A 22,051-nucleotide genomic window follows, 5' to 3' on the forward strand; every position below is an offset into this window, starting at 1 on the left:
CTCCGACTTCGGTCGGGGCGCCGGGCTACTCTGTTCGGCGTGGCAGACGAAAGTGGGTCGGTGTCGGTGTCCGATTCGGGTGACGAAGGTGGACAGCGCAAGAGACAGCGCAGCGAGAAGAAGCAGCGCCCGTTCTGGCAGGAGCTGCCGATACTGATCGTGATCGCGGCGGTCATCGCCGCGCTGATGGTCACTTTCGTCGGACGGCCCTATGTGATCCCGTCGCAGTCGATGGAGAACACGCTGCTGATCGGCGACCGCATCTATGTCGAGAAGATCAGCTACTACGCCTCCGAACCCGGCCCCGGCGATGTCGTGGTCTTCGTCGGCCCGCCGTCGTGGAACGGGCACTACAAGTCGATCCGCTCCGACAACACCGTCGTGCGTGGCGTGCAGAACTTCCTGTCCTACTTCGGCCTGGTCCCGCCGGACGAGAACGATCTCGTCAAACGCGTCATCGCCGTCGGCGGGCAGACCGTGCAGTGCTGTGATCCGCAGGGCCGGGTGATGGTCGACGGCAAACCGCTCGACGAGCCGTACATCAAGAAGGACTACCCCTGGTTCACCGACCGTCCCAACGCCGTCTACCCGGCGGGCCGGGTGTTCGGACCGGTGAAGGTGCCCGAGGGCAACCTGTGGGTGATGGGCGACAACCGCAACGAGTCGGCCGATTCCCGCGCCCACGTCAGCGACGATCTGCAGGGAACGGTGCCGGTGGACAATGTGCGCGGCAAGACGGTGTTCAAGATCTGGCCGCCGAGCCGGATGGGCCCGGTACGCAGCCAGAACGCGCAGGAAAACTGACACGCGACGAGACACGGGGACAATCGAACTGTGGGGCAGGATCGGACCAACTGGCCGCCGCGGGTCGTGATGCGCAGAGCCGGGGGACTACGCACACTCGAGGCGGCACTCATCCGCGGCGGCCTCGGCCCGGTGGCCGGCGTCGACGAGGCGGGCCGCGGCCCGTGTGCCGGGCCGCTGGTGATCGCCGCGTGCCTGCTGGCGCCCAAGGCCTACGACAAGCTGTCCGGGCTCGACGACTCCAAGAAACTGACCGAGGCGGTCCGTGAGGAGCTGTTCCCGGTCGTCCAGCGGTTGGCGCTGGCGTGGAGCGTGGTGGTGGTGCCCGCCTGGGAGATCGACTCCATCGGCATCCACGTCGCCAATATCGAGGGCATGCGCCGGGCGGTCGCCGGTCTCGGCCGCGTCCCCGGCTACATCCTGACCGACGGTTTCAAGGTTCCCGGCCTGCCCGCGCCGTCACTGCCGGTCATCGGCGGCGACGGCACCGCGGCCTGTATCGCCGCGGCGAGCATCCTGGCCAAAGTGACCAGGGACCGGATGATGGTCGAGCTCGACGGGCAACTGCCCGGATACGGATTCGCCGCGCACAAGGGCTACAACACGCCCGAGCACACCGCCGCGCTGCGGCAGCTCGGACCGAGCACCGAACATCGCCGGTCCTGGCGCAATGTGCGCGAACTCGAGGTGCCCGGCGGTAGCCGAGTGGCTTCCCGCGCCGCGCATGCGCGATGATGTCCACTATGAACGCGGCGCTGCTAGAAGGAGGACGGCCCACCCGATGAGTGCTGAGGACCTCGAGAAGTACGAAACCGAGATGGAGCTGTCGCTGTACCGCGAGTACAAGGACATCGTCGGCCAGTTCTCGTACGTGGTGGAGACCGAACGTCGCTTCTACCTGGCCAATTCTGTCGAATTGCGGCCGCAGAACGCCGACGGCGAGGTCTACTTCGAAGTGCGGATGAGCGATGCGTGGGTGTGGGACATGTACCGTCCCGCGCGCTTCGTCAAGCACGTGCGAGTGATCACGTTCAAGGACGTGAACATCGAAGAACTGGAGAAGCCCGACCTCCGTCTGCCGGAGTGAGGGCGCACCGCCGGCCTGAGGTTGTCCACAGGCCGGCGGTTGTCCACAGGTTTGTTGTCCGCCCAGGTCGGCGGACGGACGCCGACAGTGCGAGTCGGCATGCTTCGACTCGTGGCAGACAAACAGGCGCTCGGCGCATACGGGGAGAAGCTGGCCGCGCAGTACCTGCGTGAGTCGGGAATGGAGATCGTCGCCCGCAATTGGCGATGCCGGTACGGCGAGCTGGACCTGATCGTCCAGGACCCGGCGATCACGGCCTTCGTCGAGGTGAAGACGCGATCAGGGCTGGGATTCGGGACACCGGCCGAATCGGTCACCTTCAGCAAACAGCAGCGGATCCGGCGGCTCGCGCTGCTGTGGCTGGCCGAGCAGGAAGGGCCGTGGCGGCGCATCCGGTTCGATGTGGTGTCGGTACTGGTCCCGCGGGGGCACCGGCCGGTCATCGACCATCTGGCCGGGGCGTTCTGATGGCGCTCGGTCGGGCGTTGTCGGTGGCGGTGACCGGTGTCGACGGTCAGCTGGTGGAGATCGAGGCCGACATCGGTCAAGGTCTGCCTTCGGTGAATCTGGTCGGCCTGCCCGACACGGCGCTACAGGAATCGCGCAATCGGGTGCGCTCCGCGGTCGCCAACACGGGGGAGAAATGGCCGGACGGGCGCGTGATCCTGGCGCTGTCCCCCGCCACGCTGCCGAAGGTGGGCAGTGTCTACGACCTGGCGCTGGCGGTCTCGGTGCTCGACGCCTCGGGTGCCGTGCCGGGGGAGCGGCTGGCCAAGACGGTGCTGCTCGGTGAGCTGGCACTCGACGGCAGGGTGCGCCGGGTGCGTGGGGTGCTGCCCGCCGTCATTGCCGCGCGTACCGCGGGACTGCCGACCGTGGTGGTGCCCGCGGACGCGGTGGCCGAGGCGGGGTTGGTCGAGGGGATCGAGGTGCTCGGCGCGACGAGTTTGCGGGCGGTGGTCACCTGGTTGCGTGGTGAAGGCAACCTGCTGGAACCGGACGGGATCGTGCCGGGAGCGCAGGCGCCCAGCGGCGACCTGAGCGATGTGGTCGGCCAGGACGAGGCGCGCTGGGCGCTGGAAGTCTCGGCGGCCGGTGGTCACCACTTGTTGTTGACGGGGCCGCCCGGCATCGGCAAAACGATGCTGGCGCAACGACTTCCGGGCTTGCTGCCGCCGCTGTCGGAGGCGGAATCCCTCGAAGTCACCGCGATCCATTCGATGGCGGGGTCGCTGTCCGCCGAGCAGCCGTTGATCACCCTCGCGCCGTTCGTCGCACCCCATCACTCGACCTCGGTGACCGCGATGATCGGCGGCGGTTCCGGCATGGCCAGGCCAGGGGCGGTCAGCCGGGCGCACCGGGGCGTGCTGTTCCTCGATGAATGCGCGGAGATCGGCACGAAAGTGCTGGAGGCACTGCGTACTCCGCTCGAGGAGGGAGAGGTGCGGATCGCCCGGCGCGACGGTGTCGCGCGGTACCCCGCCCGGTTCCAGCTCGTGCTGGCCGCGAACCCCTGCCCGTGCGCGCCAGCACGGGATGTCGACTGCATCTGCGCACCGCTGGCTCGGCGTCGCTATCTCGGCAAGCTGTCCGGTCCGCTGCTGGACCGCATCGACATCTGGGTGCAGATGCGCGGTCAAGCAGGTGCGACTTTCGGTGACGAGCAGGCCGAGACCAGCTCCACCGTGGCGGCACGGGTGGCGCAGGCCAGGGCGCTGGCCGCGCAGCGCTGGAGTGCCGACGGCTGGGCTACGAATGCCGAAGTGCCCGGACATGTTCTGCGACAACGGTTCCGGCTGCCGCGCGCTTCGATCGCGCCGATCGATACGGCATTGCGGCTGGGCCGGATGTCGGCCCGTGGCGCGGACCGGGCGATCCGGGTCGCCTGGACGGTCTGCGACCTGCGCGGCGGGGAGGTCCCGACGGTGCAGGATGTGTTGTCGGCTTTGAACTTCCGGCAGCGGGGTGCGCAGTGACCGGGCCGGGTGCGGACCGGACCAGGCTGGGTGTGGGCCGGGCCGGGATGGGTGTGGGCCGGGCCGGAGTGGGTGTGGACCGGGCCGGAGTGGGTGCGGACCGGACCGGGATGGGTGCGGACCGGACCGGGATGGGTGTGGCCTCGACCAGGGTGGTGGAGCTGGACGTCGATGAACGCAGGCTCGCGTGGGTGTATCTGTCGCGGGTGGTGCAGGGGCCGTGTGCGCCGCTGTCGGCCCTGATCGCCTCGGTCGGGGTGTGCGAGGCGGCGCGGGCCGTGCGTGAGCACGAACTACCGGAAGCATTGCGCGAGCCGACGGCGGCCCGCCGTGAGATCGATACGGCAGCAGCCGATCTGGACGCGATCGCGCGGCTGGGTGGACGGGTCATCACGCCCGATGACGACGAATGGCCAGGCTGGCGGATGCTCGGACTGCATCAACTCGACACCGACCGCGATCGCGAAGGGGCGGTGCCGCTCGTGTTGTGGGCGCGTGGCCCGCTGTCCTTGCAGGCCGCGTCCGAACGTGCTGTCGCCGTGGTCGGTTCGCGATGCAGCAGTGGCTACGGTGTGCAGGTCGCCGGCGAGATCGCCTGCGACCTGGCCGGGCGGGGCTGGACCATCGTCTCCGGTGCGGCATTCGGTATCGATGCGGCCGCGCACAGGGCGGCGCTCGCCGTCGGCGGTTCGACCGTCGCCGTCCTCGCCTGCGGCGTCGACCGGCCGTACCCCGCCCAGCACGACCGCCTGCTCGCCGCCATCGCCGATACGGGTCTCGTCCTCAGCGAATATCCCCCGGGCGCGAGCGCGCAGAAACACCGCTTCCTGGCCCGCAACCGGCTCATCGCGACCCTCGGCGACGGCGTCCTCGTCGTCGAAGCAGGCCTGCGCAGCGGCGCCCGCAACACCGTGAAATGGGCCCGCCGCCTGGGCAGACCCGCCATGGCGGTCCCCGGCCCTGTCGGATCCGCCTCGTCGGCCGGCTGCCACCGCATGATCCGCGAGGGCGAAGCGCTGCTCGTCACCCGCGCCGAAGACGTCATCGACGAAGCGGGCCCGCTCCGCCTCCCGGTCACCGACGCCACCGTCGACCCCGCGGCTCACCTGCGCGGTGCCGAAGCCGACGTCTACGCGGCCCTCCCCGCCATCGGTTCCCGTCTCCCCCTCGAACTGGCCCAGCAATCCGGCCTCGACCTCGCCACCGTCCGCGCCGTCCTCCCCGGCCTGGAACTCGCCGACCTGGTGGGCTGCGATTCCGACGGATGGTTCCGGACTCGAGGCCGCAACACGAGGTGAGCCTGGTCGTGTCGGGAGGCGCGACCAGGTCGGCGAGTTCCAGGTTGGGTGGGCCGCTGCGCCGCGAGGAGCTGGTTCCGGGAGCGGCGGTGGGATTCGAACGTGAGCTTGGGCGGGCTGAATTCGGTTGTGCGAGTGATAGTGGCACCGCACTAGAGGTTCGGTTATGCGGGTGAAGGGGCACCGGACTCGAGCCCACCAACCGAGGTGAGCACCGTGATGCGGAGCTGGGGTCGGACCGGTGTGATCGGGCATGACCGGCAGGTGCCGAGCGCGATTGAACGATGCCGACAGGGCCAGGGTGAGGTCTGGTGCCGGGACGTGCACCGTGGACGCGAGGTGGTGATGGGCTGTCTGGTGCGGCGTGGTGGGTTGCGTGGGGTGATGGGAAGGGTCACGGTGGGGGCATGGATGTGTTGCCCGATGATCTGACCGCGCTGCTCACCGAGTTCGGGCGGCATCTGCGGTTGGGGCGGAATCGGTCGGCGCATACCGTGCGGGCTTATCTCGGGGATGTGCGGTCGTTGCTGGAGCATCTGTATGCGCGGTCGGCTGATTCGGCGGTGCGTGAGCTGGATCTGCCGTTGTTGCGGTCGTGGCTGGCCGAGCTCGCCGCGTCGGGGGCCGCGCGGACGACCTTGTCCCGGCGAGCCTCTGCCGCAAAGACTTTCACCGCATGGCTGACCGAAACCGGGCGCTTGGCGGTCGACCCGGGGTTGCGGTTGCAAGCGCCGCGAGCGCATCGGGTATTGCCTGCTGTGCTGGCACAGGGGCAAGCCGTGCAGGCCATGGATGCCGCGGAATCCGGTGCTGCCCAGCAGGACCCGATGGCCTTGCGGGATCGGCTGATCGTGGAGTTGCTGTACGCCACCGGGATCCGTGTCAGCGAGCTGTGCGGGCTCGATATCGACGACATCGATCGTGAACGCCGGCTCGTGCGGGTGCTCGGCAAGGGAAACAAGGAGCGCTCGGTGCCGTTCGGCGGTCCCGCCGATACCGCGCTCGACGCCTGGCTCCGCGCGGGCCGCCCTTCCCTGGTCAACGATCACTCCGGCCGAGCGCTCCTCCTCGGGCAACGCGGCCGCCGCCTGGACCAACGCCAGGCCCGCACCGTCGTCCACGAGGTCGTCGCGGCGATCCCCGGTGCACCCGACATGGGCCCCCACGGCCTACGCCACACCGCCGCCACCCACCTGCTCGAGGGCGGCGCCGACCTACGAGTCGTCCAGGAACTACTTGGACACGCCAGCATGGCGACCACCCAGCTCTACACCCACGTCTCGGTAGAGCGCCTCAAGCGAGTACACGACCAGGCCCACCCGCGCGCGTAGTCGACGCGCTCGATCATGTGCAGCACAGGCCGGATCTGACAACCTTCCGGCCACGCTGCGGGCGGCCCGTCGTGCCACGTCGCCGCCGTGGAGGAGCCCGCACATGTGATCGGTGCAGTCCCGGCGAAGGTGACCGGCGCGACCGCGCGAGTGACCCGGCGCCCCCGCTTGGCCAGGCACACCCGGGCGTGTGAGCGGCGCAATCCCGCGGGTGACTGGTGGCGTTACCGGGCGTGTGACGAATGCATCCCCGGTGGGTGAACGGTGCATTCCCGCGTGGTGACTGGCGTAGCCGGGCGTGTGGTGGGTGCATCCCGGTGGGTGAACGGTGCATTCCCGCGTGGTGACTGGCGTAGCCGGGCCCGTGGTGGGTGCATGCCCCGTGGGTGACCGATGCACCGGTGCGTGAGCGGTGTGCCTGCATGCGTGACTGGTGCGCCGCGTGCGTGACTGTGCAATCCCGCGTGGTCCGCGCACCTGGGCCGGCCCGTGGTGGGTGCATGCCCCGTGGGTGACCGATGCACCGGTGCGTGAGCGGTGTGCCCGTATGCGTGACCGATGCACCTGGTGCGTGACTCGTGCACCGCGGGCGTGACTGTGCAATCCCGCGTGGTCCGCGCACCTGGGCCCGTGGTGGGTGCATGCCCCGTGGGTGACCGATGCACCGGTGCGTGAGCGGTGTGCCCGCACGCGTGACCGATGCACCCGGTGCGTGCCTGGTGCACCGCGTGCGAAACCGGTGTGCCTGGGTGGGAACCGGTACGCGCGGTGCGTGAGCGGCGCGCCCGCGTCGTGCTGTTGCGGTCGCGTTTCCGGGCGGCACGGCAAGATGGGGAGCGGAGGTGGTGGTGATGGCGTTGCCCGAGGTCGGGGGCGAATCCGAGGATGGTGAGGAAGAGCTCGACTATCGGTTCACCCTCGCCAACGAGCGAACGTTTCTGGCCTGGATCCGGACCGCGCTCGGCTTGCTCGCCGGCGGTGTCGCCGTGCACACCCTGGTCCAGCCACTGCGTCTGGCCGGGCTCGGCGGTGTGATCGCGGTGAGCTGTCTGGTGATGGCATTCGCGGTGGCGCTCGGCGCTTTCCGGCACTGGCGCCGGGTCGATGTCGCGATGCGGGTAGGGCGGCCGCTTCCCGGCACGATTCTGGTTCCCGTGCTGTCGGTCGGCGTGGCACTTGTCGCCGCTCTCGCCTGCCTGGCCGTGCTGCTGTCATGACGGCGCCCACCTTGGCCATGGAGCGCACCGCGCTGGCCTGGCGCCGCACCTCCCTGGGGGCGGCGGGCTGCGCCCTGCTGTTCGCCCACCAGGTCACCCGCGACGGCTGGCCGATCAACGTGCTCCCGCTGGCCGCCGCCCTCGTGGCCCTGCTACTGAGTTTCCTCGGCTGGTCACGCGGTCGCGCACTCCACCACGGACAGGTGACCGCGGGCGGCCGTGTCGTGGTGACCGCAACGCTCGCGGTGGCAGTCATCGCACTCATCGCCGTCAGCGGCGTGCTGGTCGACCGGCTGTTCGACTGAGCCCTTCGCAGAACAGAGCGGCATGGCGACCGCGCGAACGCAATCCTGTCGTGTGCCGTGCGACCAGGTCCGTGCGACCGGCCGGCGATCCCACCCAGCGCGTGTCCCCGCGGCATCGATCGGGCTTCATCGTCTGCCGTGACTCGCGCGTGCAGTTCCCCGGCGACCGCTTCCGCGCCTTTCCTACCGCAGTCAGAACTCGCTCGACGCTCTCCGAACCGCCAATTAGGCTCGTCGAGCATGACTCCCGGAGTGTCGGACCAGCCCGATTCAGCCCTGCGCGAGCGGCTGCGCGCCGCCTTGAAGCCCGCGATGAGGGCCCGCGACCGCAGTGCGATCTCGGCACTGCGCTCCGCGCTGGCAGCGATCGACAATGCCGAGGCGGTCGACGCGGCGAACGTGAAAGCCGGTGCGCTGGAAGACAGCGCGGTCGGCCTCGGCGCCGCCGAAGCCCGACGCCGTGACCTCACCGAAGCCGACATCGCCGACATCGTGCGTCGTGAAATCGGCGAAAGACGAGACGCCGCAGCCGAATACGACCGCCTCGGCGCCACCGACCGCCGCGACTCCCTGACCGCCGAAGCGGACACTCTCGCCGCCCTCCTCTGACCACCGCGGTCGCGAGAAGACCTCGCCCTGATCAGGTGGGCTCAGTCGCCCGTGGGCAGGGTGTTCAGGTACCGGTGGGCGAACCAGCGCTGGATCAGCCGGACGGCGGGACCGCCAAGCCGCACATACCAGGTACCGGGCCGTGAGAAGGCGGTGACCAGTCCGTACACCGTGTCGTCCGTTGGGTCGTATTCGACAGCGAACAGTTCCTCACCCACCTCGGGATGTCCGGGAAGCGTGCCGTACGCGAACCCCCGCCGGTCTGGTTCGTCCAGAACGTAGACCACCCGGCAGGGTGCGACGATGCCGATCGGGCCGAGCCCGATCCGGACCGTCAATTCCGTTCCAGCCACAGCGGTGTCGGTATCGGCGCGCTCGAAGACACCGGAACCCTTCTGTATCCCGAAGTCGAGGATGTGCGTGGCGGCCCGGTCGAACAGATCACGGCCGTGGCCCAGCGGCCGCCGATGCTCGAACCGGTGGTAGCCCGAAGGGAAGGTCGCACGGGTGGCACCCACCTCGGGGTAGGTGAAAGGCGCTGATTCTGACACACCCTGATTGTCGTCCCGCGATCGAGGTCGATGTACTCGGTGTCGCCGAGTGGTTCGTCACAGCACCGCCTCCAGCGGCTTCAACCGGACCGGCACCTCGTGCAGCAGACCCAGCGGATCGACATATTCGCGCCTGCCGTGCTCGCTCGCCTCCCGCCGCGCACCCCAATGCAAACAAGCGGCGGCCGGACACCCCTCATGCCCGGCCACCAACGTGCCGATCGGCGAACCCCTGCTCACCCGTCTCCCGACGGTGACCTGTGCTTCCACCGGCTCGTAGGTCGTGCGCACACCACCGGGATGGTCGATGGACACCACCGGCTTGTCCGCGACCACCCCCGCGAACACGACGATGCCGTCGCCAGCGGCAAGCACCAGCTGCCCGGCGCTGCCGGCGAGATCCACCCCGCGATGCCCGGGCAGCCAGTTCCGCTCCGGTTTGTCGAAGCGTCTCTCGACGGTCGGCTTCGGCCGCAGCGGCCAGCCGAACACGCCCACCTCGGCAGCACCGACCGGCGCCGCAACACCGAGCATCACCGCCACCAGCCACAGCGCCGCGACACGGCGCCCGGCCGCCCGATGATTGCCGATGGCGATCCCTGCGAGCTGGAGACCGGTGGCTGGATGTGCCGATTCCGCCGAGTACCGGCCGGTGGCCGGGGACATCGGGTTCGTGACCTTCGCGAGGCCCTTCGGCTGGGGAGTGCTCACACCGAGCTCAGCGATGGGGCCGCGGCGAAGGGACGCGTCGCGGCGTCGCGAGCGTCCGCACCAGGTCGCGCAGCACGGCGGGCAATTCCGCCGCCGATCCGCTGCCATCACCCTTGACGACGATCTCGACTTCGATCGGCGCTGCTGGGCGCCCCGCCTCCCCGCGCGCCGCCGACGGAGGTGCACCGGTCAGATCGTGGACCGTCACCCGGACCGGTACCCGCGCGGGTACGGTTCCCTCGCGCGCGGGAACAAGCGGTCCCGCTGCCCCGTGACGCTCCGGCGGCGGAGCGGGCGCACCCGAGCACACCGGCGTGATCGGCGCCCGATCGCCGGGATGCGCCGCCGCAGGCGCGGCCAGCACCCCCGCGGCGCACACCAGCGGAAACGTGGAGATCAGAGTTCGTGTGAAGATGTTCATGCACCAACTCTCGGTGCCGAACACCCCGCCCGGCGGCCCGGTTCGCCGAATGTGGACAACTCCGCCACATGTGGATACCGCGCACTTCACCGCGGGTATGGGCGGTCCAAGCACGGGGGCGATTTCGGCCCTGGCGCTGATCCGCGTAGACTGATCAACGCGGTTTGTGCTCAGCAGCGAGTGTGTGCACAGCACGGACCGACTTCGCGCGCCACCCGTGCTCGTCCATCCGGTCGTCGCTCGTTATGCAGACGGTCCGTGAGGGCATGTCAGCGCGAGTTCTCCAGCGGATGAACAGTGAAATCGTCGGCTGGTCCCGGTTTTCCGATCGGGTCCGGCGGTTTCGGTGGCGCCAGGGCAGTCGATCGCCGATCGGCTGCGTCAACCGGCAACGAAAGAGAGATACGGGAGCTATGGCTGTCGTAACTATGAAGCAGCTGCTCGACAGCGGCGCGCACTTCGGGCACCAGACTCGTCGGTGGAACCCGAAGATGAAGCGGTTCATCTTCACCGACCGCAACGGCATCTACATCATCGACCTGCAGCAGACGCTGACCTACATCGACAAGGCCTACGAGTTCGTCAAGGAGACCGTCGCCCACGGTGGCACCGTTCTCTTCGTCGGTACCAAGAAGCAGGCCCAGGAGTCGATCGCGGCCGAGGCGACTCGCGTCGGGATGCCCTACGTCAACCAGCGCTGGCTGGGTGGCATGCTCACCAACTTCTCGACCGTCCACAAGCGCCTGCAGCGCCTGAAGGAGCTCGAGGCCATGGAGCAGACCGGTGGCTTCGAGGGTCGCACCAAGAAGGAAATCCTCATGCTGACGCGTGAGATGACCAAGCTGGACCGCACCCTCGGTGGTATCCGCGACATGGCCAAGGTGCCCTCGGCCATCTGGGTCGTCGACACCAACAAGGAGCACATCGCCGTCGGCGAGGCTCGCAAGCTGAACATCCCGGTCATCGCGATCCTGGACACCAACTGCGATCCCGACCTGGTCGACTACCCGATCCCGGGTAACGACGACGCGATCCGTTCCGCCGCTCTGCTCACCAAGGTCGTCGCCTCCGCGGTGGCCGAAGGCGTGCAGGCCCGCGCGGGCCAGGCTTCCGGCGACGCGAAGCCCGAGGCCGGCGCCGGTGAGCCGCTCGCCGAGTGGGAGCAGGAGCTGCTGGCTCAGGCGACCCCGGCCGCCGAAGCTGCCGTCGAGACGCCCGCCGAGGCCGAGGCCGAGGTCAAGGCCGACCCGGCGCAGCACACCCCGGCCGACTTCTGAGCTGATCGGTAGCTCTACGTTCACCTTGCCGGCCCTTCTGAATTCAGAAGCGGTCGGCAAGGTGGTGTAAACACCCAAGCACCCCACACACGAGGAGGCTCGCCCCCGATGGCGAACTACACCGCTGCTGACGTGAAGCGGCTCCGGGAGCTCACCGGCTCCGGCATGATGGACTGCAAGAACGCGCTGGCCGAGTCCGACGGCGATTTCGACAAGGCCGTCGAGGTGCTGCGCATCAAGGGCGCCAAGGATGTCGGCAAGCGCGCCGAGCGCGCGACCGCCGAGGGTCTGGTCATCGCCAAGGACGGCGTCCTGGTCGAGATCAACTCCGAGACCGACTTCGTCGCCAAGAACGCCGAGTTCCAGGAGCTGGCCGAGGCCGTCGTCACCGCTGCCGCCGCTGGCAAGCCGGCCGACCTCGACGCCCTGAAGGCGCTCAAGCTCGACAACGGCACCGTCGACGAGGCCGTGCAGGCGCTGGCCGCCAAGATCGGCGAGAAGCTGGAACTGCGTCGCGTCGTCTCCTTCGACGGCCCGGTCGCCACCTACCTGCACAAGCGTGCTTCGGACCTGCCGCCCGCCGTCGGCGTGCTGGTCGAGTACACCGGTGAAGGCGACGCCGCCGCCGAGGCCGCCCGTGCCGCCGCCATGCAGGTCGCCGCGCTCAAGGCCCGCTACGTCACCCGTGACGAGGTCCCGGCCGAGCTGGTCGAGAACGAGCGTCGCGTCGCCGAGGCGACCGCCCGCGAAGAGGGCAAGCCGGAGGCCGCGCTGCCGAAGATCACCGAGGGCCGCGTCAACGGCTTCTTCAAGGACGTCGTCCTGCTCGAGCAGGCGTCGGTCACCGACTCGAAGAAGACCGTCAAGGCCCTCCTGGACGAGGCCGGTGTCACCCTGACCCGCTTCGCCCGCTTCGAGGTCGGCCAGGCCTGATCCGCCTGAACGAGAGCCCCTCGGGAGCAGCCCACGTCTGCACCCGAGGGGCTCTTTGCCGATTCATGACGGCAGCTGCCCCCAGTTCTGGGGTCTGCGCGTCGCGCAAGGGGGTCTTGTGCGGTGGCGGGAACCGGATAAGGCAGGATGGATGCCGCTCAGTGCGGCCGATTCGCGTGCCCGCAGTTCGACCGATCTCAACCTCGCCGAAGGAGACGAACACCCATGACCGACCCGGGTAACGACCGCCCTGGATACAACCGGGTGCTGCTCAAGCTGGGTGGGGAGATGTTCGGTGGCGGCGGGGTCGGCCTCGACCCCGATGTCGTGCAGACCGTGGCCGAGCAGATCGCCGAGATCGTCGAAACCGGTGTGCAGGTGGCCGTGGTGATCGGTGGCGGCAACTTCTTCCGCGGCGCCGAGCTGGAGGAGCGCGGCATGGAACGCGCCCGCTCGGACTACATGGGCATGCTCGGCACCGTGATGAACAGCCTTGCGCTCCAGGACTTCCTGCAGCAGCAGGGGGTGGACACCCGCGTACAGACCGCCATCACGATGGGGCAGGTCGCCGAGCCGTATCTCCCGCTACGCGCCAAGCGGCACCTCGAGAAGGGCCGCGTCGTGATCTTCGGTGCCGGTATGGGCATGCCCTATTTCTCCACCGACACCACCGCCGCACAGCGCGCGCTCGAGATCGGCGCCGACGTCGTGCTGATGGCCAAGGCGGTCGACGGCGTGTTCGACGCCGACCCCCGCGTGGAGAAGAACGCGAGCATGTACACCGAGATCACGTACAAGGAAGTGCTCGAAAAGGGCCTGAAGGTGGCAGATGCCACGTGCTTCAGTCTCTGCATGGACAACCAGATGCCGATTCTGGTGTTCAATCTGTTGACCAAGGGCAATATTGCCCGCGCAGTCGCCGGTGAACATATCGGCACCTTGGTTCGGTCCTGATCCCGCAACCGCGGAAGATGACGATACGACGCTGTGGAGGAACCGGTCGTGATTGATGAAGCGCTCTTCGATGCCGAGGAGAAGATGGAGAAGGCCGTCTCGGTGGCGAAGGACGACCTCGGAACCATCCGCACCGGCCGCGCCAACCCGGGCATGTTCGCCCGCGTCGTGGTCGACTACTACGGTTCGCTGACGCCGATCACCCAGATGTCGAGCATCACCGTGCCGGAGCCGCGCATGGTGGTGATCAAGCCCTACGAGCAGAGCCAGCTCGGCCCGATCGAGAACGCGATCCGCAACTCCGACCTGGGCGTGAACCCGACCAACAACGGTGACATCCTGCGCATCACGGTGCCGCAGCTCACCGAGGAACGTCGCCGCGAGATGGTCAAGATGGCCAAGGGCAAGGGCGAGGACGCCAAGGTCTCGATCCGCAACGTCCGTCGTAAGGCGATGGACGAACTCGGCCGGATCCAGAAGGATGGCGAGGCGGGTGAGGATGAGGTCGGGCGCGCCGAGAAGGAGCTCGACAAGACCACCGCCAAGTACGTGGGCCAGATCGATGAGCTGGTCAAGCACAAGGAAGCCGAACTGCTCGAGGTCTGAGCGCAGATCTCGCCAGTCCCGCTCGTGCGGGGGATGAACGGAACGACGAGTTGAGCGACGGGACAATCGTGGCCGAAGACGCCGCCGCCACCGGAGCGGCACCGGAGCCGACGCCGGACCAGGTCGACACGACCGGCGTGGCGCCGCAGACACCGGACGACGAGGCGCCTGCCGAGCCGCAGGCGCCCACGTCGCGCGCGGGTCGCAATCTGCCCGCGGCACTGGCGGTCGGACTCGGGCTCGGCCTGTCGCTGATCGCGATCCTGCTGTTCGTCCCGAAGGTGTTCATCGGGGTGGTCGGCGTCGCGGTTGCCGTGGCGACCTGGGAGGTCGCCAAGCGGCTGCGCGAGGCCGACGTCCTGGTGCCGCGGATCCCGCTGCTGGTCGGCGGCCAGGCGGTGTTCTGGCTTGGCTGGCCGTGGGGTGCGCAGGGCGTGGTCGGCGCGTTCGCGGCGACGGCGCTGGTGTGCATGGTGTGGCGGCTGTTCGACCACGGGCTGACCACCGCGCCCAAGAACTTCCTGCGCGACACCGCGATCACGTTGTTCACGCTCACCTGGATCCCGCTGCTCGCCGCGTTCTCGACGCTGCTGCTGCTCGAACCCGACGGCAACCTGCGGGTGCTGACGTTCATGATCCTGGTCGTCTGCTCCGATGTCGGCGGCTATGTCGCCGGCGTGCTGTTCGGCAGGCATCCGATGGTGCCCGCGATCAGTCCCAAGAAGTCGTGGGAGGGGTTCTGCGGTTCGCTGGTGTTCAGCGTGATCGGTGGTCTGCTCACCGTCACCCTGCTGCTCGAGGCGAACTCGATGATCGGTGTGGTGCTCGGTGTCGGCCTGGTGGTCGTGGCGACCTGTGGTGACCTGATCGAGTCGCAGATCAAGCGGGAACTGGGCATCAAGGACATGGGCACGATGCTGCCCGGACACGGCGGCATCATGGACCGCCTCGATTCGATGCTGCCCTCGGCCTTCGTGTCGTGGCTTGTGCTCAGCGCGCTGCTGTAGAGAGCGCCAGGTCAGGGCTTCTTGGCGGCGTGCCGTAGCTGCAGGATGCGCACGCCACCGACCAGAGCCATCACCAGCGCGCCCGCGATCACCGACAGCAGCACGGTGATGCCGATCGGTAGCGAGAAGTGCCAGAACAGCATCTCGACCGTGACCTTTTCGAGGTTCTGGATGATGAAGATCAGCACGACGATCCCGATGATCGCGGCCGCGATCAGGGCGATCCAGGCGTAGCCGGTTTTCGAACCGTGGACCCCGGGCGGGGTGGCGCGTTTCGCGGGTACCCGCTCGTCCCGGCGATGCTTGGCCTCGGTGGGCTCGGTCGCCTGTGCCGGAGGCTCGTGCTCGGCCGGTGACGCCCCTGATTCGGCATTGGTGGACATGGTTCGATCATTGCCGACAGCTATCACCCGTGCACGCATCTTCTCGATAACGGCGTTCGGCGTGGCGGCCCGCCGACCGGGCCCGCTGCCCCGTTTGGGACAATGGTCGAATTATGGCCACCTCCCTGCCCCTCGTGTTCGATGCCCCGCGCCGCGGTATGCCGCCGCGCCACCTCGCCGATCTCGACGCGGACGAACGCAAGGTCGCGGTGCAGGAGCTGGGACTGCCGAAGTTCCGGGCCGATCAACTGGCCCGCCAGTACTACGGCAGGCTGCAGGCCGATCCGGCGCACATGACCGATCTGCCCGCCGACGTGCGCGACAAGGTCGGCGAGACGCTGTTCCCGCCGCTGCTGTCGGTGGTCCGCCATCTCGCCTGCGACGAGGGCGATACCCGCAAGACGCTCTGGCGTGCCCACGATGGCACCCTGCTTGAGAGCGTGCTCATGCGCTACCCCGACCGCAACACGCTGTGTATCTCGAGCCAAGCGGGCTGCGGCATGGCGTGCCCGTTCTGCGCGACCGGCCAGGCGGGCCTGAACCGCAATCTGTCGACCGCCGAGATCGTCGACCAGGTGCGTGCTGCCGCCGCCTCGCTGCGCGACGGTGAGGTGCACGGTGGTCCCGGCCGGCTGTCCAACATCGTGTTCATGGGGATGGGCGAGCCGCTGGCCAACTACAAGCGGGTGGTGAACGCGGTCCGCCGGATCACCTCGCCCGCGCCCGACGGCCTCGGTATCTCGCAGCGTTCGGTGACGGTGTCGACGGTCGGCCTTGCCCCCGCGATCCGCAAGCTCGCCGACGAGGACATGTCGGTGCGGCTCGCGGTCTCGCTGCACACCCCCGACGACGAACTGCGCGACACCCTGGTCCCGGTGAACAACCGCTGGTCGATCGCCGAAGTGCTCGACGCCGCCCGGTACTACGCGGACAAGTCCGGGCGCCGGGTGTCGATCGAGTACGCGCTGATCCGCGACGTCAACGACCAGCCGTGGCGGGCGGACATGCTCGGCAAGAAGCTGCACAAGGCACTCGGCCCGCTCGTCCACGTGAACCTGATCCCGCTCAACCCCACCCCGGGCAGCGAGTGGGACGCCAGCCCGAAGCCGGTCGAGAAGGAATTCGTGCGCCGCGTGATCGCCCAGGGCGTGTCGTGCACGGTGCGCGATACCCGCGGCCAGGAGATCGCCGCCGCCTGCGGCCAGCTCGCCGCCGAAGGCTGATCCGCTATTCGATGCTGATCGGCTGGACGAAGTCGTCGTAGGGCAGCGGACCGTCGACGAAGGCCTGCACCGACATCGAGTTCAGGGTGATGTCGCCGCCGTGGTTGTCCAGGAAGGCGATATCGGAGGCGTCGCGGCCGGTGGCGATGCGGACCAGGCTCGAGCGCGGCGCCAGGCAGGTCGGATCCAGGGCGCGCCACGCGCCGTCGACGTAGGCCTCGGCGACGGCGTGGAAGTCCATCGGCACGCAGCCGGGGGCATAGACCGCCGCCACCCGGGCCGGGACGCCGACCGCGCGCAGCAGCGCCACCACCAGGTGGGAGAAGTCGCGGCAGACGCCGGTTCCGGACAGCAGCGTCTCGACCGCGCCGTCGATCGGCGCGCTGCTGCCCGAGACGTAGGAGATGCGCCTGCCCACCCATGCCGCGACGCGGGCGGGCATGTCCGGATCGATGATGCCGTAACCGAATTCGGCGGCGGCGAAGCCGAGTAGCTTGTCCGATTCGGCGTAGCGGCTGGGGCGCCGGTACAGCGCGATCTCGTAGTCCGTCGCCGGTGTGGGGACGGCAACGCCGAACACCGTCGCCTGATAGTCGAGGCGGAGCGTGCCCGCGCGTGTCTCGAGCACATGGAGCCGGGAATGGTGCGGTCCGATCACCTCGCGCGGGGTGAGGAACTCCCCGTCGAGCACGCACGTCATGGACTCGACCAGGTCGATGCCCGGTTGCCGGGCGACCGCGATCTGCCATTGCAGGACCGTGCCGGCGTGGACCGCGATCTCCAGGGTGGCGGAAACGTCACGTTTCACCGCTCCAGCCTGCCAGGCGGACAGGCGCGAGGCGACTCGAACACGTTGCGGCCCAGGCGTTACCGGCGCGGGACCGGATCGAGGCCCGCGTCGGAGATGGTTGACTATGGCGCGCGGAACAGCCTCTGTCACAGTCACTCTCGAACTCGAGGCGGGCAATGCCTCCCTCATGATTCTCGGCAAGATGCTCGGTCCCACCGGCGTCCCGCCGTTCGAAGTCAAACGCCGCTACGACGCGGCGACCGCGGATCGGCGTGGGGAGATCATCCCCGCGGTCATCACGATCGATGCCCGCAAACGCTGGACCATGCGGCTCAAGACGCCGCCAACCGCGTCGCTGATCCGCAAGGCCCTCGGCACACCCGGTTCACCCCAGCCCGGCCACAAACCGGTCGGCGCGCTCTCGCGGGAACAGTTGCGGCGCATCGCGATCCGCAAACTTCCCGACCTGAACACCACCGATGTGGAGGCGGCGATGCGCATCGTCGCTGGGACCGCCCGATCGATGGGTGTGCGGGTCGAGGACTGACCTCTGCCGCCGAACCCGATCCCCGTGCGGGGACACAGATGCCAGGTGCGACCCGCGCAGGCGTTAAGTTGGTGACGGCCGAAGAAGCGGATGCACGCCGTCGGCGTGGAACCGATTCGGCAGGACAACGGGGGAAGCATGCTTGCGACGGGCGACGTCTTCGCCGGATACGCGATCGAACGCAGGCTGGGTCAGGGTGGCATGGGATCGGTGTACCTGGCCCGCCACCCCCGGCTACCGCGTCAGACCGCGCTCAAGCTGCTGAATCCGGAGTTGTTCGCCGACACCGAGATTCGCGCGCGATTCGAACGCGAAGCGGACCTGGCGGCGCAGCTGGAGCACCCGAACATCGTCACGGTATACGACCGCGGCGTCGACGACGGGCGGCTGTGGATCAGCATGCAGTTCGTCGACGGCGTCGACGCGGCCACCATCGATCACCCCGTTCCCGCCGAGCGGGCCCTGCACATCATCGAAGGCACCGCGGCCGCGCTGGACCATGCCCACCGAAACGGTGTGCTGCATCGCGACGTGAAGCCCGCCAATATCCTGCTGGCAGACGCGGGCGGCAGGGAACGGGTCCTGCTCACCGACTTCGGGATCGCCCGCCCCCGCGACGACGTCCACCACCTCACCCAGACCGGGACTTTCACCGCCACGCTGGCCTACGCGTCGCCCGAACAGCTCACCGGTGCCCATCTGGACCATCGCTCCGACCAGTACTCGCTGGCTTGCACGCTGTATTCGTTGCTGACCGGCGTTGCTCCGTTCGAGGCGGCCAATCCGGTCCTGGTGATCCAGGGTCACTTGCAATCGCCGCCGCCGTCGGTGCGCGGGTACCGGCCCGAGCTGCCCGCGGCACTGGACGCGGTGCTCGGCCGCGCACTGGCCAAGCGCCCGTCCGACCGCTTCGACTCCTGCGCGGAATTCGCCGCAGCGGCCCGCCGCGCCCTGAGCGGGACCGGTGCGCAACCCACGGTCTTCGCCGGGTCGTCGTTGCCGCAGTTCGCTCAGCCGATTCCCGAGCCGCAACACGCAGCGCCGCAACCCTATTCGGGGATCGCTCGGCCGCCGTCGGGAATTCCGCCGTATTACGCACCACAGCCTGGTCCACGCCCGTATCCACAGGCCAAGGCCGCGCCGCCGCGCAGGCGAACCGGTCGACTTGTCGCCCTGGCGATCGTGTGCGCGCTCGTCCTCGGCGGCGGCGTCTGGGCATGGCAGGACGACACCGGAATCGTGGCGCAGCAACTCGAGCGATCGCGCGGCCACCGCGACCTGAGGGCCATGTCCGCGGCGTTCCCCGGGATGCTGCCCGCGTCGTCGGATAAGAACGACGGCTACGGGGGTACCACGTGCAAGGGCGCGCCGGTGTGGAAGTCGTTCTACACGATCGACAAAGGCGCGGAGCGGAGTTTCAACGGCTGGCAGGCTCGATGGGAGTGTCTCGGCCCCAGCGACGACACCTTCGCCTACCGCTTCTACAGTTTCGGGACCGTCGATGCCGCCCGGTCCGCGGTGAACGCCTTCACCGCGGCGTCGACCGATCGAGGGACGGTCACCGTGGGCACGCGGCAGGAACATCGGCTCATCTGCACCAACGAGTACGACGCCGAGAAGGCCACGATCATCTCGACTTTCCCCAATCCTGACCATGCCCGTTTCGTGTTGCTGGCGATGCCGGCGGCGCGCGGCAACAAGGGCGACAACCAGCGGTGGCTCGACGATCTGGTCGCGCGGCTGGCCAAAGCCCCCCTGTGACAGGGGGCGCCGTTTGGTAGGGTCCACACCCGTCGGACGACGAGCGAGATTCGGGGGTCAGAGTGGTTTCTGACGGGACGGTATTCGCCGGATACACGATCGACCGGCAGTTGGGCCGTGGCGGGATGGGGTCGGTGTATCTGGCCAGGCATCCGCGGCTGCCGCGGTGGACCGCGCTGAAGCTGCTGAATCAGGAGCTGTACTCCGACTCCGAGATCAGGGCGAGGTTCGAGCGGGAAGCCGACCTGGTCGCCCAGCTCGACCATCCGAACATCGTGACCGTCTTCGACCGCGGCGTCGAGGGCGATCAGCTGTGGATCAGCATGCAATACATCGACGGGGTCGACGCCTCCACCCTGGATCCGCGGACACTACCGCCGGACCGGGCGGTGCAGATCATCGGCGAGACCGCCGCCGCGCTGGACTACGCGCACCGGGCGGGCGTGCTGCACCGAGACGTGAAGCCGGCCAATATCCTGCTGGCGCGGTCCAACAGCCAGGAACGGGTGTATCTCACCGATTTCGGGATCGCCCGGCTGCGCGACGACTCCGGGCACCTGACCGAGACGGGGTCGTTCACGGCCACGCTCGCCTACGCCGCGCCCGAGCAGCTCACCGGCGCCGCCCTCGATCACCGCGCCGACCAGTACGCGCTGGCCTGCACACTGTTCTCGCTGCTGACCGGCACCGCGCCGTACGAGGCCGCGAGCCCGGCCGCCGTCATCACCGGGCATCTGCAAGCCCCGCCACCGCCGGTGAGCCCGCGCCGGGCCGGACTGCCGCCGGTGCTCGACGCCGTGATGGCCCGTGCGCTCGCCAAGCGGCCCGCCGACCGGTTCACCTCGTGCGAGGAGTTCGTCGACGCCGTGCAGCGGGCACTGCGCACCGGGACCACCGGCGCGCGGCCGACGGTGGCACCCACGTCGGGGGCGCACGCCCAGCCGTTCGTCGGGATGACGCCGATGACCCCGGTCAACGTGCCGGGCGCACCGCGTCCGGCACCGGTGAATCCGTACCAGCCGATGGCGCCTCGCCCCGTCGCCCCCGCGGCCTGGCAGCAGCGGCCGCCGATGCGGCCGCCTGCACCGTATCCGGCGCCGTCGCGCGGTGGGTGGGGATCGATGTTCGGCACTTTCCTGATCTGGGTCGCCGTCATCGGGTCGGTCATCGGCGTCGTCTGGTTGCTGAACCTGTGATCGGGCGGCAAGCCGCCGCGACGGGTGCCATATTCTGGTCAGAATGAGCGACTTCGATGTCACCGCCGCCGACTCCGTCGACCTCGCCCGGCTGCGTCGCTTCGTCGCGGTCGCCGAGGAACTGCATTTCGCGCGGGCCGCGAAGGGCTTGCGGATCTCGCGGCAGGCCTTGAGCGCCACCGTCATCGAGTTGGAGAACGAGCTCGGGACACGGGTTTTCGTGCCCGGCGCCTCGCCCACCCAGCTGACCGAGGACGGCGCCGCGCTGTTGACCCATGCCAGGGCGCTGATCAGCGCGCAGGAGCAGGCCGAGCGCGAGCAGAAGCCGGAAGCGCCCGCGAGTCTGCGGGTCGGGTTCGTGCCCGGTGTCACCGTGTCGAAGTGGGCGCGGATCTGGGGTGACCGGCTGCCGGAGCATCCGCTCGAGGTCGTCGGGATCGCGCAGGGGGAGCAGGAGTCCGTGCTGCGCGAGGGCCGCATCGACCTGTGCTTCGTCCGGTTGCCGATCGACCGGACCACGCTGAACGCGATCCCGCTGTGGCAGGAGACGCCGGTCGCGGTCGTGCAGAAGGACGACGCGCTCTCGCTGCTGGAGACGATCAGCCCGGCCGATCTGGCCGAGGAAAGCGTCCAGGACGGCAGCGACATCGATCAAGCCGTCGATACGCTCGCGCTGGTCGCCGCGATCGGCGGTGCCACGATCGTGCCGCAGTCGATCGCGCGTCTGCATCACCGACGCGATCTGGTGTACCGCCCGATCAGCGACACCGAGTTCACCGAGATCGCCCTGGCCTGGCCCGCGGGCACCGACAGCGAACTGCTCGAGGAGTTCGTCGGGATCGTGCGCGGCCGCTCGGCGAACAGTTCCCGCGGTGTCGCCGCCGCGGAACCGGAGCGGCGCGCCGCGGCGAAACCCGCGCGCAAGAACACGCCCAAGAAGCCGGCGGCCAAGCAGCAGCCCGCGCGTCAGGGGAAGGGACGCAAGCCGGGCGCCCGGCGCGGCCGCTGACCGGCGGACACACGAAAACGCCTGCGGCGCAAAGTCGTTGCGGCCGCAGGCGGAG

Annotated in this window: 25 protein-coding genes; 20 read left to right on the top strand and 5 right to left on the bottom strand. The window is 69.0% G+C overall.

Going from position 1 to position 22,051, the window contains the following annotated elements:
• Positions 1–39: 39 nt before the first annotated feature.
• The 10 genes from lepB to ACWF82_RS18280 all read left to right on the top strand — a co-directional run bounded on the left by lepB (position 40) and on the right by ACWF82_RS18280 (position 8,627).
• On the top strand, positions 40–804 hold the full coding sequence (lepB, locus tag ACWF82_RS18235) for a signal peptidase I (RefSeq protein WP_452502543.1): 765 nt from the start codon (positions 40–42) through the stop codon (positions 802–804).
• Positions 805–834: 30 nt separating this feature from the next.
• Entirely contained in the window at positions 835–1,539 is a 705-nt protein-coding gene (locus tag ACWF82_RS18240) for a ribonuclease HII (protein ID WP_452502545.1), read from the top strand.
• A gap of 46 nt (positions 1,540–1,585) precedes the next feature.
• Positions 1,586–1,891: a DUF2469 domain-containing protein gene (locus ACWF82_RS18245; protein ID WP_011210678.1), complete on the top strand. Its 306-nt coding sequence runs from the start codon at positions 1,586–1,588 to the stop codon at positions 1,889–1,891.
• A 111-nt stretch (positions 1,892–2,002) separates the two neighbouring features.
• Positions 2,003–2,359 (top strand): YraN family protein, encoded by a 357-nt coding sequence (locus ACWF82_RS18250; RefSeq protein WP_452502547.1) that lies wholly within the window; start codon positions 2,003–2,005, stop codon positions 2,357–2,359.
• Positions 2,359–3,867, top strand: coding sequence for a YifB family Mg chelatase-like AAA ATPase (locus ACWF82_RS18255; RefSeq protein WP_452502550.1), 1,509 nt, complete (start codon positions 2,359–2,361; stop codon positions 3,865–3,867). Before ACWF82_RS18250 ends, ACWF82_RS18255 begins: the two co-directional genes overlap by 1 nt.
• A gap of 131 nt (positions 3,868–3,998) precedes the next feature.
• Positions 3,999–5,165, top strand: coding sequence for a DNA-processing protein DprA (gene dprA / locus ACWF82_RS18260; RefSeq protein ID WP_452502778.1), 1,167 nt, complete (start codon positions 3,999–4,001; stop codon positions 5,163–5,165).
• Positions 5,166–5,572: 407 nt separating this feature from the next.
• A complete protein-coding gene (locus tag ACWF82_RS18265; protein WP_452502552.1) occupies positions 5,573–6,496 on the top strand; it encodes a tyrosine recombinase XerC in 924 nt (307 codons plus the stop codon).
• Positions 6,497–7,347: 851 nt separating this feature from the next.
• Positions 7,348–7,713 carry a YidH family protein gene (locus ACWF82_RS18270; protein WP_452502554.1) on the top strand — a complete coding sequence of 122 codons (366 nt, stop codon included), beginning with the start codon at positions 7,348–7,350 and terminating at the stop codon, positions 7,711–7,713.
• Positions 7,710–8,018 carry a DUF202 domain-containing protein gene (locus ACWF82_RS18275; protein ID WP_452502556.1) on the top strand — a complete coding sequence of 103 codons (309 nt, stop codon included), beginning with the start codon at positions 7,710–7,712 and terminating at the stop codon, positions 8,016–8,018. Before ACWF82_RS18270 ends, ACWF82_RS18275 begins: the two co-directional genes overlap by 4 nt.
• 240 nt (positions 8,019–8,258) lie before the next feature.
• The gene (locus tag ACWF82_RS18280; protein WP_452502558.1) at positions 8,259–8,627 is read left to right on the top strand and encodes a hypothetical protein; all 369 of its coding nucleotides are present in this window, start codon (positions 8,259–8,261) and stop codon (positions 8,625–8,627) included.
• Between the two features lie 41 nt (positions 8,628–8,668).
• Here ACWF82_RS18280 and ACWF82_RS18285 read toward each other — a convergent pair whose 3' ends face one another.
• The 3 genes from ACWF82_RS18285 to ACWF82_RS18295 form a co-directional block, all read right to left on the bottom strand.
• Positions 8,669–9,178, bottom strand: coding sequence for a DUF1990 family protein (locus ACWF82_RS18285; protein WP_452502560.1), 510 nt, complete (start codon positions 9,176–9,178; stop codon positions 8,669–8,671).
• Positions 9,179–9,235: 57 nt separating this feature from the next.
• Positions 9,236–9,712: a M23 family metallopeptidase gene (locus ACWF82_RS18290; protein ID WP_452502779.1), complete on the bottom strand. Its 477-nt coding sequence runs from the start codon at positions 9,710–9,712 to the stop codon at positions 9,236–9,238.
• A 184-nt stretch (positions 9,713–9,896) separates the two neighbouring features.
• Positions 9,897–10,310 carry a hypothetical protein gene (locus ACWF82_RS18295; RefSeq protein WP_452502562.1) on the bottom strand — a complete coding sequence of 138 codons (414 nt, stop codon included), beginning with the start codon at positions 10,308–10,310 and terminating at the stop codon, positions 9,897–9,899.
• A 413-nt stretch (positions 10,311–10,723) separates the two neighbouring features.
• Here ACWF82_RS18295 and rpsB point away from each other — a divergent pair, with 413 nt between their 5' ends.
• The 5 genes from rpsB (at position 10,724) to ACWF82_RS18320 (ending at position 15,087) form a co-directional block, all read left to right on the top strand.
• Positions 10,724–11,587, top strand: coding sequence for a 30S ribosomal protein S2 (gene rpsB / locus ACWF82_RS18300; protein WP_189024364.1), 864 nt, complete (start codon positions 10,724–10,726; stop codon positions 11,585–11,587).
• Positions 11,588–11,695: 108 nt separating this feature from the next.
• On the top strand, positions 11,696–12,520 hold the full coding sequence (gene tsf, locus ACWF82_RS18305; RefSeq protein ID WP_379030894.1) for a translation elongation factor Ts: 825 nt from the start codon (positions 11,696–11,698) through the stop codon (positions 12,518–12,520).
• Between the two features lie 225 nt (positions 12,521–12,745).
• Entirely contained in the window at positions 12,746–13,474 is a 729-nt protein-coding gene (pyrH, locus tag ACWF82_RS18310; RefSeq protein WP_378852259.1) for a UMP kinase, read from the top strand.
• A gap of 48 nt (positions 13,475–13,522) precedes the next feature.
• Positions 13,523–14,080 carry a ribosome recycling factor gene (gene frr, locus ACWF82_RS18315; protein ID WP_030202900.1) on the top strand — a complete coding sequence of 186 codons (558 nt, stop codon included), beginning with the start codon at positions 13,523–13,525 and terminating at the stop codon, positions 14,078–14,080.
• Positions 14,081–14,217: 137 nt separating this feature from the next.
• Entirely contained in the window at positions 14,218–15,087 is an 870-nt protein-coding gene (locus tag ACWF82_RS18320) for a phosphatidate cytidylyltransferase (RefSeq protein ID WP_452502781.1), read from the top strand.
• Positions 15,088–15,098: 11 nt separating this feature from the next.
• Here the strand turns inward: ACWF82_RS18320 and ACWF82_RS18325 are convergent, their stop codons facing one another.
• The gene (locus ACWF82_RS18325; protein WP_452502565.1) at positions 15,099–15,470 is read right to left on the bottom strand and encodes a LapA family protein; all 372 of its coding nucleotides are present in this window, start codon (positions 15,468–15,470) and stop codon (positions 15,099–15,101) included.
• A 113-nt stretch (positions 15,471–15,583) separates the two neighbouring features.
• On the opposite strand from ACWF82_RS18325, the gene rlmN reads away from it, so the two are divergent.
• Positions 15,584–16,693, top strand: coding sequence for a 23S rRNA (adenine(2503)-C(2))-methyltransferase RlmN (gene rlmN, locus ACWF82_RS18330; protein ID WP_452502567.1), 1,110 nt, complete (start codon positions 15,584–15,586; stop codon positions 16,691–16,693).
• Positions 16,694–16,697: 4 nt separating this feature from the next.
• On the opposite strand, the gene ACWF82_RS18335 is transcribed toward rlmN, so the two are convergent.
• On the bottom strand, positions 16,698–17,501 hold the full coding sequence (locus tag ACWF82_RS18335; protein ID WP_452502569.1) for a transglutaminase-like domain-containing protein: 804 nt from the start codon (positions 17,499–17,501) through the stop codon (positions 16,698–16,700).
• A 106-nt stretch (positions 17,502–17,607) separates the two neighbouring features.
• On the opposite strand from ACWF82_RS18335, the gene ACWF82_RS18340 reads away from it, so the two are divergent.
• The 4 genes from ACWF82_RS18340 to ACWF82_RS18355 all read left to right on the top strand — a co-directional run bounded on the left by ACWF82_RS18340 (position 17,608) and on the right by ACWF82_RS18355 (position 21,996).
• Positions 17,608–18,030 (top strand): uL11 family ribosomal protein, encoded by a 423-nt coding sequence (locus ACWF82_RS18340; protein WP_452502571.1) that lies wholly within the window; start codon positions 17,608–17,610, stop codon positions 18,028–18,030.
• A gap of 138 nt (positions 18,031–18,168) precedes the next feature.
• The gene (locus tag ACWF82_RS18345) at positions 18,169–19,791 is read left to right on the top strand and encodes a serine/threonine-protein kinase (RefSeq protein WP_452502573.1); all 1,623 of its coding nucleotides are present in this window, start codon (positions 18,169–18,171) and stop codon (positions 19,789–19,791) included.
• 62 nt (positions 19,792–19,853) lie between these two features.
• Positions 19,854–20,987, top strand: a complete 1,134-nt coding sequence (locus ACWF82_RS18350) for a protein kinase domain-containing protein (RefSeq protein WP_452502575.1) — start codon at positions 19,854–19,856, stop codon at positions 20,985–20,987.
• A 43-nt stretch (positions 20,988–21,030) separates the two neighbouring features.
• On the top strand, positions 21,031–21,996 hold the full coding sequence (locus ACWF82_RS18355; protein WP_452502577.1) for a LysR family transcriptional regulator: 966 nt from the start codon (positions 21,031–21,033) through the stop codon (positions 21,994–21,996).
• The last annotated feature ends 55 nt before the right edge of the window (positions 21,997–22,051 follow it).

Source organism: Nocardia sp. NPDC055053, assembly GCF_053608285.1.